The organism is Phenylobacterium sp., from assembly GCF_037138395.1.
GTDB lineage: Bacteria > Pseudomonadota > Alphaproteobacteria > Caulobacterales > Caulobacteraceae > Phenylobacterium.
This window is the reverse complement of the sequence record NZ_JBAXIM010000054.1, coordinates 1-16062: the sequence shown is the minus strand read 5'-3', so window position 1 is coordinate 16062 and position 16062 is coordinate 1. Positions and strand designations below refer to the sequence as shown.

The 16062-nt window shown below is 68.8% G+C and carries 17 protein-coding genes; 8 read left to right on the top strand and 9 right to left on the bottom strand.

Annotated features, from left to right (window positions below):
* On the bottom strand, positions 1–142 hold a 142-nt coding region (locus tag WCJ52_RS06205; protein WP_336902439.1), incomplete at its 3' end, for a bifunctional hydroxymethylpyrimidine kinase/phosphomethylpyrimidine kinase.
* A 178-nt stretch (positions 143–320) separates the two neighbouring features.
* Between WCJ52_RS06205 and WCJ52_RS06200 the strand changes: the two genes are divergently transcribed.
* Entirely contained in the window at positions 321–1088 is a 768-nt protein-coding gene (locus WCJ52_RS06200) for an SDR family oxidoreductase (protein WP_336902436.1), read from the top strand.
* Here the strand turns inward: WCJ52_RS06200 and folP are convergent.
* The 3 genes from folP to rpsU form a co-directional block, all read right to left on the bottom strand.
* Positions 1072–1875, bottom strand: a complete 804-nt coding sequence (folP, locus tag WCJ52_RS06195) for a dihydropteroate synthase (protein ID WP_336902438.1) — start codon at positions 1873–1875, stop codon at positions 1072–1074. The two genes, WCJ52_RS06200 and folP, sit on opposite strands and share 17 nt — an antisense overlap.
* A gap of 35 nt (positions 1876–1910) precedes the next feature.
* Positions 1911–3797 (bottom strand): ATP-dependent zinc metalloprotease FtsH, encoded by a 1887-nt coding sequence (gene ftsH / locus WCJ52_RS06190; RefSeq protein ID WP_336902435.1) that lies wholly within the window; start codon positions 3795–3797, stop codon positions 1911–1913.
* 166 nt (positions 3798–3963) lie between these two features.
* On the bottom strand, positions 3964–4197 hold the full coding sequence (rpsU, locus tag WCJ52_RS06185; RefSeq protein WP_336902437.1) for a 30S ribosomal protein S21: 234 nt from the start codon (positions 4195–4197) through the stop codon (positions 3964–3966).
* Positions 4198–4375: 178 nt separating this feature from the next.
* On the opposite strand from rpsU, the gene WCJ52_RS06180 reads away from it, so the two are divergent.
* Entirely contained in the window at positions 4376–5038 is a 663-nt protein-coding gene (locus tag WCJ52_RS06180) for a COQ9 family protein (RefSeq protein ID WP_336902434.1), read from the top strand.
* On the opposite strand, the gene WCJ52_RS06175 is transcribed toward WCJ52_RS06180, so the two are convergent.
* Both WCJ52_RS06175 and WCJ52_RS06170 read right to left on the bottom strand, forming a co-directional pair.
* Complete coding sequence (locus WCJ52_RS06175; RefSeq protein ID WP_336902433.1) at positions 5022–6296, bottom strand: glutamate carboxypeptidase; 1275 nt, start codon at positions 6294–6296, stop codon at positions 5022–5024. The two genes, WCJ52_RS06180 and WCJ52_RS06175, sit on opposite strands and share 17 nt — an antisense overlap.
* Positions 6293–8278: a glycosyltransferase family 2 protein gene (locus WCJ52_RS06170; RefSeq protein WP_336902432.1), complete on the bottom strand. Its 1986-nt coding sequence runs from the start codon at positions 8276–8278 to the stop codon at positions 6293–6295. The genes WCJ52_RS06175 and WCJ52_RS06170 overlap by 4 nt, the downstream gene beginning before the upstream one ends.
* A gap of 85 nt (positions 8279–8363) precedes the next feature.
* Between WCJ52_RS06170 and WCJ52_RS06165 the strand changes: the two genes are divergently transcribed.
* A complete protein-coding gene (locus WCJ52_RS06165) occupies positions 8364–10010 on the top strand; it encodes a hypothetical protein (protein WP_336902431.1) in 1647 nt (548 codons plus the stop codon).
* Here WCJ52_RS06165 and WCJ52_RS06160 read toward each other — a convergent pair.
* Positions 9967–10764 (bottom strand): ABC transporter ATP-binding protein, encoded by a 798-nt coding sequence (locus WCJ52_RS06160; protein WP_336902430.1) that lies wholly within the window; start codon positions 10762–10764, stop codon positions 9967–9969. The two genes, WCJ52_RS06165 and WCJ52_RS06160, sit on opposite strands and share 44 nt — an antisense overlap.
* Positions 10761–11597: an ABC transporter permease gene (locus WCJ52_RS06155; RefSeq protein ID WP_336902429.1), complete on the bottom strand. Its 837-nt coding sequence runs from the start codon at positions 11595–11597 to the stop codon at positions 10761–10763. Before WCJ52_RS06155 ends, WCJ52_RS06160 begins: the two co-directional genes overlap by 4 nt.
* A 173-nt stretch (positions 11598–11770) precedes the next feature.
* Here WCJ52_RS06155 and WCJ52_RS06150 point away from each other — a divergent pair, with 173 nt between their 5' ends.
* From WCJ52_RS06150 to WCJ52_RS06130, 5 genes are read left to right on the top strand one after another with little or no spacing between them, the layout of a single operon-like run.
* The gene (locus WCJ52_RS06150; RefSeq protein WP_336902428.1) at positions 11771–12337 is read left to right on the top strand and encodes a hypothetical protein; all 567 of its coding nucleotides are present in this window, start codon (positions 11771–11773) and stop codon (positions 12335–12337) included.
* 47 nt (positions 12338–12384) lie between these two features.
* Positions 12385–13701 (top strand): hypothetical protein, encoded by a 1317-nt coding sequence (locus WCJ52_RS06145; RefSeq protein ID WP_336902427.1) that lies wholly within the window; start codon positions 12385–12387, stop codon positions 13699–13701.
* A gap of 1 nt (position 13702) precedes the next feature.
* Positions 13703–14659, top strand: a complete 957-nt coding sequence (locus WCJ52_RS06140; RefSeq protein ID WP_336902426.1) for a glycosyltransferase family 2 protein — start codon at positions 13703–13705, stop codon at positions 14657–14659.
* Between the two features lie 3 nt (positions 14660–14662).
* Complete coding sequence (locus WCJ52_RS06135; RefSeq protein ID WP_336902425.1) at positions 14663–15412, top strand: class I SAM-dependent methyltransferase; 750 nt, start codon at positions 14663–14665, stop codon at positions 15410–15412.
* Positions 15412–15780, top strand: a complete 369-nt coding sequence (locus WCJ52_RS06130) for a GtrA family protein (protein ID WP_336902424.1) — start codon at positions 15412–15414, stop codon at positions 15778–15780. The genes WCJ52_RS06135 and WCJ52_RS06130 overlap by 1 nt, the downstream gene beginning before the upstream one ends.
* 4 nt (positions 15781–15784) lie before the next feature.
* Here WCJ52_RS06130 and WCJ52_RS06125 read toward each other — a convergent pair.
* The coding region (locus WCJ52_RS06125; RefSeq protein WP_336902423.1) for a hypothetical protein at positions 15785–16062 on the bottom strand (278 nt) is incomplete at its 5' end.

Sequence of the window (16062 nt, the reverse complement as noted above, 5' to 3'; positions counted from 1 at the left end):
TGTTCTGCACCGTGATCGCGGTGACCGCCGTCGCCGCATATCCGCCGAGGGCAGTAACGGTCTTCAGGTCAGCCTGCAGGCCCGCTCCGCCTCCGGAGTCGGAGCCGGCGATGATCAGGACTCGGCCAAGGGCACTGGACATGGCCCGGACTTAACCCGGCCCGGGCGCAATTGCACGGCCAGGCGGGCGCAGACTAGGGCCTGTTCCTTTCAGACGGAAAGTCTGAAAGGGCAAAACAGGCTCTAATTTCAATATGTTAGATCATGTCTCGATCCGAAAACCGGTTCCCACTTATCGGAACATGATCTAGTCTGGCGACATGACCGAACACCCCGCCTCCTCGCCCCCCGTCGCCATCCTCACCGGCGCCGGTTCCGGCATAGGCCGCGCCGCCGCCCTCGCCCTGGCCTCCCGGGGCTGGAACCTCGTCCTCGCCGGCCGGCGGGCCGAGCCCCTCCTGGAGACCCTCGAACTCTGCGGCGGGCCGGCCCGGGGCCTGGCCCATCCGGCCGATGTCGCCGATCCCGACCAGGTGGCAGGCCTGTTCAAGGCAGCGACGGACCGGTTCGGCCGGGTGGACCTGGTGTTCAACAATGCCGGGACGGGCGCCCCGCCGGTGCCCCTGGAGGACCTGTCCGTCGAGGACTGGCGCCGTGTGGTCGACGTCAACCTGACCGGCGCCTTCTTCTGTATCCAGGCCGCCTTCCGTTGCATGAAGGCCCAGTCCCCGCAGGGCGGCCGGATCATCAACAACGGCTCCATCTCGGCCCAGGTCCCGCGGCCCCGGTCCGTCGCCTACACCGCCACCAAGCACGCCATGACCGGCCTGACCCGCCAGGCCAGCCTCGACGGCCGGGCCTACAACATCGCCTGCGGCCAGATCGACATCGGAAACGCCGCGACCGAGATGACCGCCCGGATGTCCCGGGGCGTCCTCCAGGCGGACGGACGCGTGGCGGCCGAGCCTACCATGGATGTCACGGCGGTCGGCGAGGCGGTGGCCTACATGGCTGGCCTGCCCCTGGAGGCCAACGTCCAGTTCATGACGGTGATGGCCACGGCCATGCCCTTCATCGGGCGGGGCTGACCTCGCCCCCCGCCAGGATCGCCGCCTGGACCCTTAGCGCCTGGACCGTCTCGGCCACGTCGTGGACCCGCACTGCCGCCACCCCCGCCCGGGCCCCGGCCAGGGCCGCTGCAAGTGAACCGCCCAGGCGGTCCGACGCCAGCATTCCGCCTGCACCGATGGCGGCGATGAAACGCTTGCGGCTGGCGCCCAGGAGGACCGGGAAGCCGAGGGCCACGATCCGCTCCAGCCCTGCCAGCAGGGCCAGGTTGTGGGCCAGGGTCTTGCCGAAGCCGATCCCGGGGTCCAGCCAGATCTTTTCCCGCGCCACGCCGGCGGCCAGGGCGGCCGAGGCCCGGGCGTCCAGGAAGGCGCAGACTTCAGCCAGGACGTCCTCGTACCGCGGGGCCGCCTGCATGGTGCGCGGCTCGCCCTGCATGTGCATCAGTACCACCTCGCAGCCGAGTTCCGCCGCCAGGTCCGCCGCGGCGGGCGCGCCCAGGGCGGTGACATCGTTCCAGATGTCCGCCCCGGCCTCCATCGCCCCCCGGGCAACCTCTGGCTTGCAGGTGTCGATCGATATGCGGCGCTGGGTAAGGGGGCGAAGGGTGCGGATCACCGGCAGGACCCGGCGGGCCTCGTCCTCGGCGTTCACGGGCCGGGCACCCGGACGCGTGGACTCGCCGCCAATGTCCAGGATGTCCGCCCCTGCCCGGTCCAGGGCCAGGCTGTAGGCGACCGCACCCTCGACGCCCTCCAGGCGTCCGCCGTCGGAGAAGCTGTCAGGGGTGGTGTTCACCACCCCCATGACGAGGGGCGGGCGGCGGGCGCCCGCGCCTTCGCTCACGCTGGCTGCGGCCGGGCCGTGGTCGGGATCAGGGGCACCGAGACCGGCGGCAGGGCCGGTGCGGGGTCGCCCGCATCGTCACGCCGGGGCATGACCCCCTTCAGGGCGTTGGTGATCTCGTCGCCAGTCAGGGTCTCGTACTCGAGCAGGGCCTTGGCCAGGGTGTGCAGGTCCTCGATCTTCTCGGTGAGGATCCGCTTGGCCTCATCGTAGCCGCCCTGGACCAGGCGCTTGACCTCCTCGTCGATGATCCGGGCGGTCTCCTCCGAGACGTTCTGGGTCCGCGAAACCGAATGGCCAAGGAAGACCTCGTCCTGGTTCTCGCCGTAGGAGACCACGCCCAGTCGGTCGGAGAAGCCCCACTTGGTGACCATGGCCCGGGCCAGGCGTGTCGCCTGGTCGATGTCGGAGGAGGCGCCAGAGGTGATCTTCTCGCGGCCGAAGATGAGCTCTTCGGCCAGCCGCCCGCCCATGAGGATGGTGAGGCGCGAGGTCATCTGCTGGAAGCTCATGGACAGCTGGTCGCGCTCAGGCAACTGCATGACCATGCCCAGGGCCCGCCCGCGCGGAATGATGGTGGCCTTGTGCACGGGGTCCGAGGCCGGGACGCTCAGGGCCACCAGGGCATGTCCGCCCTCGTGGTAGGCGGTCAGGCGCTTTTCATCGTCGGTCATGGCCATGGACTTGCGCTCGGCGCCCATCATGACCCGGTCCTTGGAGTCCTCGAAGTCACGCTGGGTGACCATCTTGCGGTTCTTCCGCGCGGCCATCAGGGCGGCTTCATTGACCAGGTTGGCCAGGTCCGCGCCCGAGAAGCCCGGCGTACCGCGGGCAATGGTGCGGATTTCCACGTCCGCCGCCAGGGGTACGTTGCGCATGTGCACGCGCAGGATCCGCTCGCGCCCGTTCACGTCCGGATTGCTCACCACCACCTGGCGGTCAAAACGGCCCGGCCGCAGCAGGGCGGGGTCAAGCACGTCCGGCCGGTTAGTGGAGGCGATGACGATGATGGCGTCGGAGGGATCGAAGCCGTCCATCTCGACGAGCAGCTGGTTCAGGGTCTGCTCCCGCTCGTCGTTGCCACCGCCGAGGCCCGCGCCGCGATGCCGTCCGACGGCGTCGATCTCGTCGATGAAGATGATGCAGGGGCTGTTCTTCTTGGCCTGCTCGAACATGTCACGCACGCGGCTGGCGCCGACACCGACGAACATCTCCACGAAGTCGGAGCCGGAAATATAGAAGAAGGGCACGCCCGCCTCGCCGGCCACGGCCCGGCCCAGCAGGGTCTTGCCGGTGCCGGGGGGGCCAACCATCAGGGCACCCTTTGGGATCTTGCCGCCCAGGCGCTGGAACTTCTGCGGGTCCTTCAGGAAGTCGACGATCTCGGCCAGTTCGTCCTTGGCCTCGTCCACACCGGCCACGTCCTCGAAGGTGATGCGGTTACGATTCTCGGTCAGCATCTTGGCCTTGGACTTGCCAAAGCCCATGGCTCCCTTCGCGCCGCCCTGCATCTGGCGCATGAAGAAAATCCAGATCCCCACCATGATGATGATGGGCAGCAGTTGCAGGAGGATGGCACCGGCGCTCATGCCGCCGGGCGGCTTGACCTTGATGTCGACATTGCGCGCCTCGAGCCGCTTGACCAGGTCCTCCTGGTTGTTAGGTGTGGCCGAGGCGAAGCTCTTGCCCTCGGCGTCCTTCACGACGATCCGCGGGCCCGCCATTTCCACTGACTTCACGCCGCCGCCATCGATCTTGCCGAGCAGCTGGGTATAGCTGATCTCGCTGATGGTGGGCGTCCGGTTGCCGGGGTTGGTCAGGGCGTACATCCCGGCCAGCGCAATAATGATGGCCGCCCAGATGCCGAGTGTTCGAAGGTTCATAGCCATCCGATCCGAAGGGGTTGTGTCCAGTTCTCACCCAAGATAGGCGCCCAAACCGGAAATCTCCAGCGGTTCGGAGAGGAGAGGGACCCCGGACAGCAAAAAGGCCGTGCGGCGTGCGCACGGCCCCTGTTTGCCGTCTAAAAAATAGGTGCCGGGGCGCGGCTCAGCGCACCGGCTTCTTCGGCGCGGGGATCAGGCCTTCGCGCTGGGCGCGCTTGCGGGCGAGCTTGCGGGCCCGGCGAACGGCCTCGGCCTGCTGGCGGGCGCGCTTCTCCGAGGGCTTCTCGTAGTGCACGTGACGCTTCATCTCGCGGAACGAGCCTTCGCGTTGCATCTTCTTCTTCAGCGCCTTGAGGGCCTGGTCGACGTTGTTGTCGCGGACGAAAATCTGAACCAGGGGTCTCTCTCCTGTCACCCGTTCCCGCTCGGCGTCGCCTCCAGCGAGGCTTCAGCGGCGAACGGATATTAGCTTTTGTTCCCGACGGTCTTCCGTCTGGATAGGGGGCGGGCAATAGCAGACCGGAAATGTCCTGTCCACGCCGGACAGGCCAGGCATTCTCGCCTATATTGGCTCCATGGACACAAATGACGATCCCGAGGCTTGGCTGAGGCGCGCTGAACAGGCTGTGCTTGACGCCGCCCTGGTGCGGGCACCGGACATGGGCTGGACCTCCGCCATGGCCGTATCCGCCGCTGCAGACGCTGGCTTCAGCCCGGGCGAAGGCGAACTGATCCTGCCCCGGGGACCCGCCGACCTGGCCGCGCTCCTTTCGCGCCGGCATGACGCTGCGGCCGTCGCCGCCCTCCCGGACCCGGCAGGGCTCAAGATCCGCCAGAGAATCCGCTCGGCTCTCAAGGCGCGCATCGAGGCCGCGGCGGCCGACGCCCCCGCCGTCCGGCGCTGGTCGGGATGGCTTGCCCTGCCCCCCAACGCCGGCCTGGGCCTGTCCCTGGCCTGGGAGAGTGCCGATTCTCTCTGGCGGTGGGCGGGGGATGTCGCCGCCGACGAGAACCACTATTCCAAGCGGGCCATACTGGCCGGGATCCTGGTCCCGGCCCTCGCCATCCGCCTCCGGTCGGGCGAGGCAGAGTCGGACGCCTTCCTCGACGCCCGGATCGCCAACGTCATGAGCTTCGAAGCCTGGAAGGCCGGCCGCGACCCCGGCGCACCCCTCCGGCGCCTCGTCGAGGCGCTGGGCCGCCTGCGCTATGGGTCTTCGGTCAGCCGGCAGGCGTGAAGCGCTTCGGCGGGCGCGCGGACAGGTCCTGGATCATCCGCATCAGCAGGTAGGTGCGCGGCGTGATTGTCGTCAGGTCGATCCATTCCTTGTCGGTGTGGAAGCCGCCGCCCACCGGTCCCAGTCCGTCCAGGGCCGGGGTTCCCGCCTCATAGGACAGGGCGGACTCCGAGGCGCCGCCATTGCCGCCCGTCCCCAGGTCCCGCCCCATTTCGGCGTAAATGGCCTTCGCCCGCACAGCCAGGGCGTCAGTGTGGGGATTGTCGGGCAGGGGCGGGAAGGAGTTCTCGCGGCTCACCGTGACCCGGGTGTCCGGCACCTTGGTGTTGCGGGCGCTCTCCTCGAGGGTCGCCTGCACGCGGTCCAGGTCGGCCTTGTCTCGGATGCGGACATTGACCTGGGCGCGGGCGTTCTCGGGGATGATGTTGTAGCGGCTGCCCGCCTGGAGGATGGTCAGGTTGGCGGTCAGGCCGTCGCCCGATTTCGGCAGGCCATCCAGGGTCGCCAGCTGGTGGACCAGTTCAGTGGCGGCGTTGCGGCCGTCCTGGGGGGCCACCCCGGCATGGGCGGGCCGACCCTTGACGTCGATGTTGAAGGTCGAGCTGCCCTTGCGCCAGACGGTGATCTTGTCAGGGGCGTCGCCGGGTTCGAGGTTCAGCTCGACGTCATGGCTCTTCACCAGGCGGTCGATCAGGGCCCGGGTCCCCGGGGAGCCGCGCTCCTCGCTGGTCTCCACCAGCAGGGTCAGGGTGTCGTAGTCCCGGAAGCCGCGGGCGGAGAGGATCTCAAGGGCGGTGATGGCCTGTACAACGCCGCCCTTCTCGTCGCCGACGCCGGGGCCCGTGGCCCGGTTCCCGTTCGCCGCATAGCGCCACTTCGCCGTCGTGCCCGGCTCGAACACCGTGTCGACATGGCCGATCATCAGGATCCTCGCCTTGCCCTTGCCCTTCAGGGTGGCGACGAGGTTGTCCGGCAGGCCCGGAATCTCGGCCGGGACGCGTTCGATCCTGGCACCCAGGGCTTCCAGGCGGGGTGCCAGGACGTCGAGGACCCTGCGCCCGCCGTCGACGTCGCCGGTGCCGGAGTCGATGTTCACCACGGTTTCCAGCAGCTTGAGCTGCCCCTCCCGGGCAGCCTCCGCAGCCTTCCAGAGACCGTCGTCCCGCCGCGGCGCGGCCAGGGCGGGGAGGGCGGTCGCACCGGCAGTCGCCAGGGCGATCAGCAGGGCGGTCCGGGTCCGGCGGGGCGCGCGCGTCATGGGTGTGTGTCCTTTTCTGGGCCCCCGACCATGGCCTCCCAGGTCTCCGGCGGCAAGGCCCAGGGACGCAGACGCCGGGGCGGGTCCGCGGGGCGCCAGTCACCACCGCCCAGGTCGAAGGCGACCCCGTAAAAGGGGTCCGTCTGCAGCACGGCGCCCCAGCGTTCACGCATCCACGCGGCCTCGCGGGCAAAGCGTTCGGCGTGGCGGGCCTCCAGGTCCGAGCCCCGGGAGGCGGACTCCTGGTGGATCAGGTTGGCTCCGGGGGTCCAGATCACCTGCAGGCCAAGGGCGCGGATCTTCAGGCACAGGTCGATGTCGTTGAAGGCCACCGCCAGGTGCTCCGCGTCGAATCCCCCCGCCGCCTCGAAGACGGACCGGCGTACGGCCAGGCAGGCCGCTGTCGATGCCGAGACGCACCGGGCCGTCCTCAACCGGTTGAATGGCCCCGGGTCCCGGGCTCCCGCCCCCACGCCCAGAGCGCCCGCCACGCCGGCGGCGCCAATCCCCAGGGCGACGCCCGCATGCTGCACCCGGCCGTCCGGGAAGCGTAGCATCGCCCCCGCCGCACCCACCTCCGGCCTCAGGGCCTGGGCCGCCAGGGCCTTCAGCCAGCTGGCGTCTTGGACCTCCACGTCATTGTTCAGGAAGACCAGCAGGTCCCCCGTTGCCGCCCTCACAGCCGCATTGTTGATGGCTGAATAGTTGAAGGGCCCAGGCGCGGGCAGGATCCTCACCCTCGGGTCCCGGGCCAGGCGCGCGAACAGGGCCTGGGTCGCCGGCTCGGCGCTGTCATTGTCCACCACAAGCAGTTCCAGGTCGGGCCAGTCGGTGGCCTCCAGCACCCCCCGGGCGCAGGCCTCCATCAGGTCCGCCCGGTCCCGGGTCGGTACGATGACCGAGACCTTCGGGGCCGGGCCGGGCAGGTCGCGGGCGATCTCCAGCCAGGCTGGGCCGCCCTCCACCGCCCGGGCCGTCGCCGCCTGGCCGCTCGCCGCCAGATGGTCGTTCACCGCCTGCGCCGCCGCCGCCCGGCACCGGGCCATGGCCCTCTCCGAGAAGGACGCCTGCCCCGCCTGACGCCAGTGATAGAGCACGGCCGGGATGTGCCGGATGCGCTCCGGCCCCGCTGCCTGCGCGACCCGCAGCACCAGGTCCCAGTCCTGGGCGCCCTCCAGTCCCTCGCGCAGGCCCCCGGCCTGGGCCACCCGGCTGCGGCGCATCACCGTCAGGTGGCTGGCCATGTTCTGCGAAAGCACGATCTCGGGGTCCCAGGCGGTCTTGAAGTGCGGCTCCACCCGCCGCCCCCGCCCGTCGATCTTGTCCTCGTCGGTGTAGATCAGGTCCGTTTCCGGGTAGCGCACCCGTTCGGCCGCCACCTCCAGGAGGGCGTGAGGCGGGATCAGGTCGTCCTGGTCCATGAAGGCGACGAAGTCCCCGCTCGCCAGGGCCAGGGCTGAGTTGGTCGCCGCACTGATGTGGCCGTTGGTTTCGCGCCGGACAATGTGGATCCTCGGGTCAGCGGCCGCGGCGGCTTCCAGCCGCGCCCAGGTCTCCCCGCCCGGCGAGGCGTCATCGGCCAGGCACAGCTCCCACTTCGGCCACAGCTGGGCCTGCACCGAGGCGATGGCGGCCTCCAGGTGGGCCGGGTCCGGGTCGAAGACCGGGATCACCACCGAGATCAATGGCCCCTTCGCGGCCAGCCGGGCGGCCAGGTCCCGGGCCGCCGCCAGGTCCGCTGGGGTCAGGGTATCGCAGCGGGCGATCCACCGGGCGTAGGCGGTGGGATCCAGGGCGTGGGGCTCCAGCACGCTGCGGATCAGCCGCGCCCCCGCCGGATGCCGGGCGATGCGCTCAGCCAGGGCGTGCACCGGCCTGTGCAGGACCGGTATCGAGCGCACGACGCCCAGCGCCCGGGCGGCCAGCCGGCGCAGGGCGGCGGCGGGTCCGGCTTTCGGTCGGGGCGGCGGGGCGGAGGCCATGCCTCCTTCTACAGCCGCCTCGCGCCCTGCGGCGACCCCTTCCCGTCGTCGCCGAAGGGTTCTAGGTCTGGCGATGGAGACCGGCGTGACCGACAGCCCCTTGCGAACCTTCGCCCGAAACCTTCTCAGCCGCCTGCCCGGCCTGGCGGCGCGCGCCCGCTTGGCCGTGCGTACCCCGGACGAGGCCCTCGTCGCCGACGCCATGGATCCGGACTGGTACCTGGCCATGAACCCGGATGTGGTCGTCGCGGGAGCCGATCCCGTCGATCACTTCCTGCGGCACGGCTGGCGGGAGGGCCGCGACCCCATCGCCGCCTTCAGCGTCCGCGACTATCTCGAGCTCTACCCCGACATCGCCGAAGCCGGGATCAACCCCTTCCTCCACTGGCTGAAGGCGGGGAAGGCCGAGGGCCGCCTGCCCCGCCGGGAGGTGGGCCGTGCGGCCCGGGCCGCCGCCCTGCTGGAGCCCCTGCAGGTCCGCCTCGACCGCGCCGCCGCCCGCTGGCCACGGGTCAAGCCGGCCTCCCGGGACGACCTCGTCCGGCGGCTCACCGCCCTCGGCCCGGCCCTGTCGGACCTCCACCTGACGGTGAGCCACGATGACGCCTTCCGCAATGTCGGCGGCCTCCAGCTCTGCGTCCAGCGCGAGCACGCCGCCTTTGCCCGGCAGGGCGTGACCGGCCTGCACCTCCATCCGGTCGACACCTGGCCCACCCTGCGCCAGGACGGCGGCGGTCCCCTCGGCCTGGCCCTGGACGGTGAGGCCCTGGGGGTCTGGAGCGCGCAGGACCTGGCCGCTGCCCTGGCCTCGGTCCTGCCCCCGGGCGGCCGCCGCAGCCTTGCCCTGCACAGCCTGCTCGGCCACGATCCCGCCGCCATCGAGGCGGTCCTGCGCGCTAGCGGTTTCAGGAGGGGCGTCTTCTGGCTGCATGACTTCGCCAGCCTCTGCGCCGGGGTCCACCTCATGCGCGACGACCTTGCGGATTGCGGCGCGCCGCCGGCCGACAGCGCCGCCTGCGGGGTCTGCCTCTACGGTCCGCGTCGGGCCCTCCATGCCGGGGGCCACCGTCGTCTCTTCGAGGCCTTCGACCTGACGGTCCTCTCGCCGTCGCAGGCGGCCCTCGATCTCTGGCAGCGGGCCTCGGGCCTTGGGGACGCCTCCGCCCGGGTCCTGCCCCACGCCTCCCTTGGCGGGCCGGCCAAGGGCGCGCCAGCGTCTCCGGCGCCCGACGGCGTCCTGCGCCTGGCCTTCCTCGGCGCGCCGGTCCCACACAAGGGCTGGGAGGTCTTCTGCGACCTTGTCCAGCGCTTTGCCGGCGATCCGCGGTATGCCTTCCTGCAGTTCGGGTCCCAGGGGGCGGGCTATGCCGGAATGGGCTTTGTCGAGACCTCGGTCAGCGCCGCCTCGCCCCACGCCATGCGCGACGCCCTGGTGCGCGAAGGAGTTGATGTCGCCCTGACCTGGTCCCTTTGCGCCGAGACCTTCGGCTTCACGGCCCTGGAAGCGGCCGCGGCCGGCGCCGCCATCCTGACAGGACCGGACAGCGGCAATATCGCCGCCCAGGTTTCAGCCGGGCTTGGCGGCCGGGTTCTGGCGGATGAAGCGGCCCTGTTCGCGGCCTTCGAGACCGGCGAGATTCTGTCCCTGTCCCGGTCCGTCCGCGGCGCGACCGTCCGCGACATTGAGTTCAGCGAACTGACGGCCTCGCCAGGAGCTCGTCCAGGGCCTTGACGGAGACCACCTCCGACCCGACCCCGGCGTCCATCCGCATCACCTTGTTGCAGTAGAGCCGGATCAGGTCGAGGTCGTGCGAGGCCAGGACCAGAATGCCCGCCCGCTCCACAAGGCCCAGCAGGCGCTTGTGGGCGATCTTCTGGAAGTCGGCGTCGCCCACGGCGATCCACTCGTCCATTAACAGGACGTCGGCGTCCACGGCCGTGGCCACGGCGAAGGCCAGCCGCGCCTGCATGCCCGACGAGTAGGTCTTGAGCGGCATGGCCAGGAAGGGGCCCAGGCCCGTGAAGGCGGCGATCTCGTCCATCTTGTCGTCGACCTGCCGGGCGGACAGGCCGGCGATGCGGCCCCGCAGGCGGATGTTCTCCAGCCCCGTGGCGGTGGGGTCAATGCCCAGGGACAGGTCCAGCAGGGGGGCGATCTTGCCCCGCACCTCGATCTGCCCGTCGTCGGGTTCGTAGGCGCCGGACAGGGCCCGCAGGAGGGTGGTCTTGCCCGAGCCATTGTGGCCGATCAGGCCCAGCCGGTCCCCGGCCCTCAGCTCTAGGTCCAGGCCGGTGATGGCGGTGACTGCGGTCGATCCGTGGCGGACCTGGTCCAGGCGTCCGCCCACGGCGACCCGGGCCAGGTGCTTCTTCAGGGACTTGGCGTCGTAGCCATAGACCGGGAACCGCAGGGTCAGGTCGCGCACGCTGATGAAGGCCTGGTCCGGCCGGGGCGGCGCTGTCGGGGACTTGGCGCTACGGCTCATAGGTAGTGCACGATCCGGCGGCGGGTGACAGTGAACAGGCCGAAGGCGACCGCCCACCCGATCAGGGCCATGCCGACCAGCACCGGGAAGGTGGAAGCTTCCGGCGCCAGGCCCATCAGCGGGGCCCGGATGGCGTCGAGCATGTGGAAGAAGGGATTCCAGGTCAGGACGGCACCCATCATGCCGACGCGCGCCCCGGGCTGCCAGAACACTGGCGTCATGAACATTGAGAACTGCATGATCGACATGACGATCTGGGGGATGTCCCGGAACCGGGCCGAGATGATGGCGGTCAGCAGGCACATCCAGGAAATGTTGACCAGGACGAGGACCAGGCCAGCCAGGGCCAGGGGCAGGTTCAGGGTCCGCCAGAGGCCGAAGCCGACGATCACGGCCACCACGATCACCAGGTGGTGCAGCAGGGCCGCCAGGTTCCGCAGCACGGTCCGCCAGACGAAGGTCAGCATGGGCAGGGCGGTCTGGCTCAGCATGCCGGAGGCCTGGACGAAGGACTCGCAGCCCTCGATGATGGTCTGCGAGATCAATCCCCAGAAGACGATGCCCAGGGCCACAAAGGGCAGGGTGGTGGCCAGGGGGATCTTCTGCAGCTCGGCGTAGAGGAAGCCGATGCCCAGCACCATCACCGCCATGGACAGGGTGATCCAGAAGGGCCCCAGGATCGATCCGCGATAGCGCGAAACCACGTCGTGCCAGGCCAGGGACCAGGCCAGCCCGAGGCCCTGTCCGGAGCGCCTCAGGTCCTCGACCGCCCGCGCCAGATCGTCCCGGAAACCCCGGGAGCCCGTCCGCAGCATATGTTCGGTGATTTCCATCGTCGCTCCCGGCGAGGCCGCCCGAGGTAACAGGTCGGATTCGGTGGCGCAACCGGGGGGCGGCGCTCGGAATCTTCATCGCTTCGGAATAGTATGCGGCCTTCTGGAATCAGTCCGGACGTCTGGGTTCGCCCAACACTAGGCGTCCGGCCGCCGAGGGAAGGTCGCCCAAGATGAAGAAGTCCCAATTCAAACTCGCCGGCTTTGGCCATCAATCGCCGATCGGCAGAGGCGTTGCCGCCGCCATCTTGCTCTTGGCGGCGGGCTGCAGTCCCCCGCAATGGGCCTCCAAGAAAGAAGCAGAGGCTCCTGCGGAGGTCGCGACCGTGCAGCCGGCCTCTGGAAAGGCTCCGGAAGGGGTCCCCGCCCCAGACTGGGCCGCAAACCTCTATGGAAAGATGGCGGCGGAGACGTTCCCCGGCAAAGGTGCCTGCGTCGGCAATCTGGACGGGGTTCGACCCGCGAATGATGGGATCGGACGATCGGTCTTCGGATGGGCCTGGGACAGTGCCGCAAAGACCTCTGTGCGTAAATTTGTGCTCGTCAACGGTCTGGGTCAGGTCGTCGCCGCTGGCGACGGCGGTTGGGTTCGAGAGGATGTCCCTCGAGCCATGCCTGACATCCCGGATCCAAAAACGGGCTGGGTCGTCAGAATCGGCGGTCTGGTCGGTCCCTTTGACGCTTACGGCGTGCTGAGCGACGGGACGTCGCTTTGCAGTCTCGGCCGCCTCCTGAAATGACAGGTGCGAATTCACCCCTACCGGCTTGGGGCCTGCGGGCCCTGGCCTTGGGCCTGATCCTATGCGCCGCCGCCGTCGCCTCCGCGATCCTGGCGGGATCGGTCTGGCCGGGTTTGATGTCCTATGACAGCCTTCGGGCTTTCTCCGAGTCCGCCGGCGGAATCACGACCGTGACTTGGCCGCCCATGCACGCTTACCTGATCTCCCTTGCTGGGCGGCTTCCCTTCGCGCCCGGGAACATCATCTTCCTCCAAACCTTCCTGCTCTGCGCCGCCGGCGTCTTCCTGGCCTTCCGGATCTTCCGGTCGACGGTTCAGGCCGTGGCCGCCTCCGGGGTCTACCTCGTCCTGCTGGCGCTTTCCCCTTCCGTATCCGGGTCCCTGGCCGTGCATTGGCGGGACCCCATGACGGCGGCTTTCTTCTGTCTCGCGGTCGCAATGTGGGTCGGCCCTCCCGGCCGTGCTTCCTGGCCGGGCCTCCTGCTGGGCGCCCTCGCGGCTTCGATCTGTCTTGCGCTCCGGTACAACGCTTTTCCGGTCCTCGTCCCGATCACCTTCTTGATGGCGTTTCGCGTCTGGCGCTTCGAGCGTTCCAATTTCGCCCGGTTCGCCGCGCTTCTGGTGCTCCTGGTGCCCTACCCGCTTGCCGTGGCTTCCGTGACTTGGCGTCTTCCAGACTTCCAGCGCATGCCTCCGGCCAGCAGCCTGTCAACGACCCGGCTCTTCGATATCGTGGGGGTCGGGGCCTGCTCAGGGCGTTCCGTCCTGCCCGTCGCCGCAGATTCTCAGGCTCCAGTCCCGGTCGCGGACCTCCGGAAGGTCTACACGCCGACCCACGTCAACATCATCGTCTCGGGGCTGGAGGCTCGCGGCTATTCACCCCAGACCCTCGGTGACAATGCGCTCAGGGCGGCCTGGTTCGACGCCGTCAGCCAATACCCCGGATGCTTCCTGTCTCATCGCCGCCTCGTCTTGCTGGCCCAGATCGGCGTCCTCAAGGGGGACCCCTTCTACGTCATGCATAACCAGATCGATCCGAACGACTTCGGCTTCCGCCTCGCGCGCCCTGACAAGGCCGCCGCCTATGTTGCGGTGGTGAACCGCCAGGCGCAGGCCTACTGGAACCGACCTGTGGTTCTGCTCCTTCTCTCCCTGGTCCTCATGGCGGTAACCTTCCGGGCCGCGCCCGAAAGGCGACTGCTCAAGCTGGCTCTCGCTCTCGGCGCCACGGGGTTCACCGGGCTACTTTTCTTGGTCTCCCCCGCGGCTGACGCCCGCTATATCGTCCCTGCGCTCGCCGCCGCCGCTCTTCTTGCGGCGATCTCCACTGCCGACCTCCGGCCATTTCGTCCGAGGGAGGACTGATTTGACTGCCCTGAGTTCCAGGTCACGGGCCGGTGCCCGTCTCTCCCTGATCATCCCCATGCACAACGAGGCGGAGGTGCTGCCGACGACCCTCGCCACCATCCATGCGGAAATGGCGTCCCTGGGCGTCGAATATGAGGTGATTGGCGTCGATGACGGCAGTACGGACGGCACCTTCGGCATCTTCAGCGAACTGGCGGCCTCGGATTCGCGCCTGCGGGGCCTGAGGCTTTCGAGGAACTTCGGTAAAGAGGCGGCGCTTTCCGCCGGACTGGATCACTGCTCGGGGGACATGGTGGTTCCCATCGACGCGGACCTTCAGGACCCGCCAGCCCTCATCGGCGATTTCATTACGCTCTGGGAAGCGGGCTACGACGTCGTCTATGGTGTCCGGACGGAACGGCAGAGCGACACCTTCTTCAAGCGGGCGACAGCGGGCGCCTTCTATCGCGTCTTCAACCGGATATCGGACGTTCCCATCCCAGGAGATACCGGCGATTTCCGACTCATGGACCGGGTGGTGGTGGAAGCCCTCAAGGCCCTGCCCGAACGCAATCGCTTCATGAAGGGGCTCTTCGCCTGGGTTGGGTTCCGGCAGGTCGGCGTTCCCTATGCGCGGCCGGAGCGCGCCGCGGGACAGACGTCGTTCAACGGCCCCCGCCTGTTCCGCTTCGCGCTTGATGGCATCACGGCCTTCAGCACCGTGCCCCTCAGAGTGTGGTCCCTCATCGGCCTGGCAGGTGCCGCCGCCGCCCTCGTCTACGCCGTCTACCTGATCGTCCATGTCCTGGTCCGGGGGCGGGACATTCCAGGCTACGCTTCCCTGATGGTGGTCCTCTTGCTCTTTTCGTCCTTCCAGATGATCGCCCTGGGCGTCTTCGGCGAGTATCTCGGTCGGATGTACCAGGAGATCAAAGGGCGACCGCTCTACATCGTCTCCGACCGGGTGGGGATCTGACGCATGGAAGATGCGGTCTATCTTGAGATGTCCGCCGTGGAGGCGCGCCATTGGTGGTTCGTCGGGCGCCGTCGAATCCTTCAGGCGGAAATTGGTCGTCACCTTGCCCCGGCCCCTTCCGGGGGGAGAAGGGTCCTGGAGGTTGGATGCGGGACGGGTGGCAACCTGGATCTCCTCAAGGGTTTCGGCTCGGTCGACGCCATCGAGCCCAACGCAACCGCCCGAGCCCTTGCGGCAAGGTCGTCCGGGGTGGCCCTGCATTCGGGTGGCTTGCCAGATGAGCTTCCGCAGTTTGCAGCGGGTTTCGACCTCATTGCGGCATTCGACGTCATCGAGCATGTCGAGGCGGACAAGGCCTCGATCGAGGCCCTGGCGGCGCGGTTGCAGCCAGGGGGCGTTCTCGCCGTTACGGTCCCCGCCTTCGCCGCCCTCTGGAGCCGACACGACGAACGCCACCATCACAAGCGCCGATACAGCCGGCGCGGATTGAAGGACATCTTCCGGGACTCTGGCCTTGAGATCGCCCGGTTGACCTACTTCAACAGCTTTCTATTCCCAGTCGCAGCAACAGTGAGGCTCGCTGAGCGAGCCGGGGTGATCGAGTCGTCCGGTGCCGATCGCCTGCCCCCTGAGGGTCTCAACAGCCTCTTGGGTGGCATTTTTGGATCCGAGGCCCAGCTCTTGCGCTGGACGTCCCCGCCCTTCGGACTTTCGCTGCTCTTGATCGCCCGCCGCCCCGTCGAGCCGGTCTGATGAAGGCCATAGTCGGCTTTGCCGGCGTCGGGATTGTGGCGACCCTCTGCCACATCCTGGTCCTCAACCTCGTCAGTTCCTTCACCCCAGCGCCGCTCATTGTCGCAAATGGGGTCGCCTATGGCGCAGCCTGTCTCGTGACCCTGTTTGGGAACGCCTCGGTTTCTTTCGGCCAGCGCGTGACCGCACTGGCTGGGGTGAGGTTCGCCCTGACGGCGGTCGTCATCCTTGCCGTCGACCAGCTCTACCTCCTGGCGGCGAACCGGCTGGGCCTTCCCCTCTGGGCGTCATCCTGGGGCCTCGCTATCCTGAACCCGGTGATGAACTTCCTGTCGCTGCGCTTTTTCGTCTTCGCAGCCCGCCCGTAACCTCTCACCCCGGCTCTACCAGCCCTTCGAGCCGTCCGGCGGCCTCCCGCACCGCCGCCTGGGAGGCCTTGAGCTGGGTCTCCAGGTTGCGGACGTGGCGGCGCAGGTCCTGGCAGGTCCGGGTGAGCGAATCCACATGATCCTTCATCTCGCCGATCGTGCTGTAGAGGGACTGGATCCGCGCCTCGAGGGTCGCGACGATCTCCCGCGTCTCCTTCAGGGTCTGCTCCAGGAAGGCGGCACGGAGTTCGCCCTCCTGCCGCGTCTCCTCCACGGTCTTTT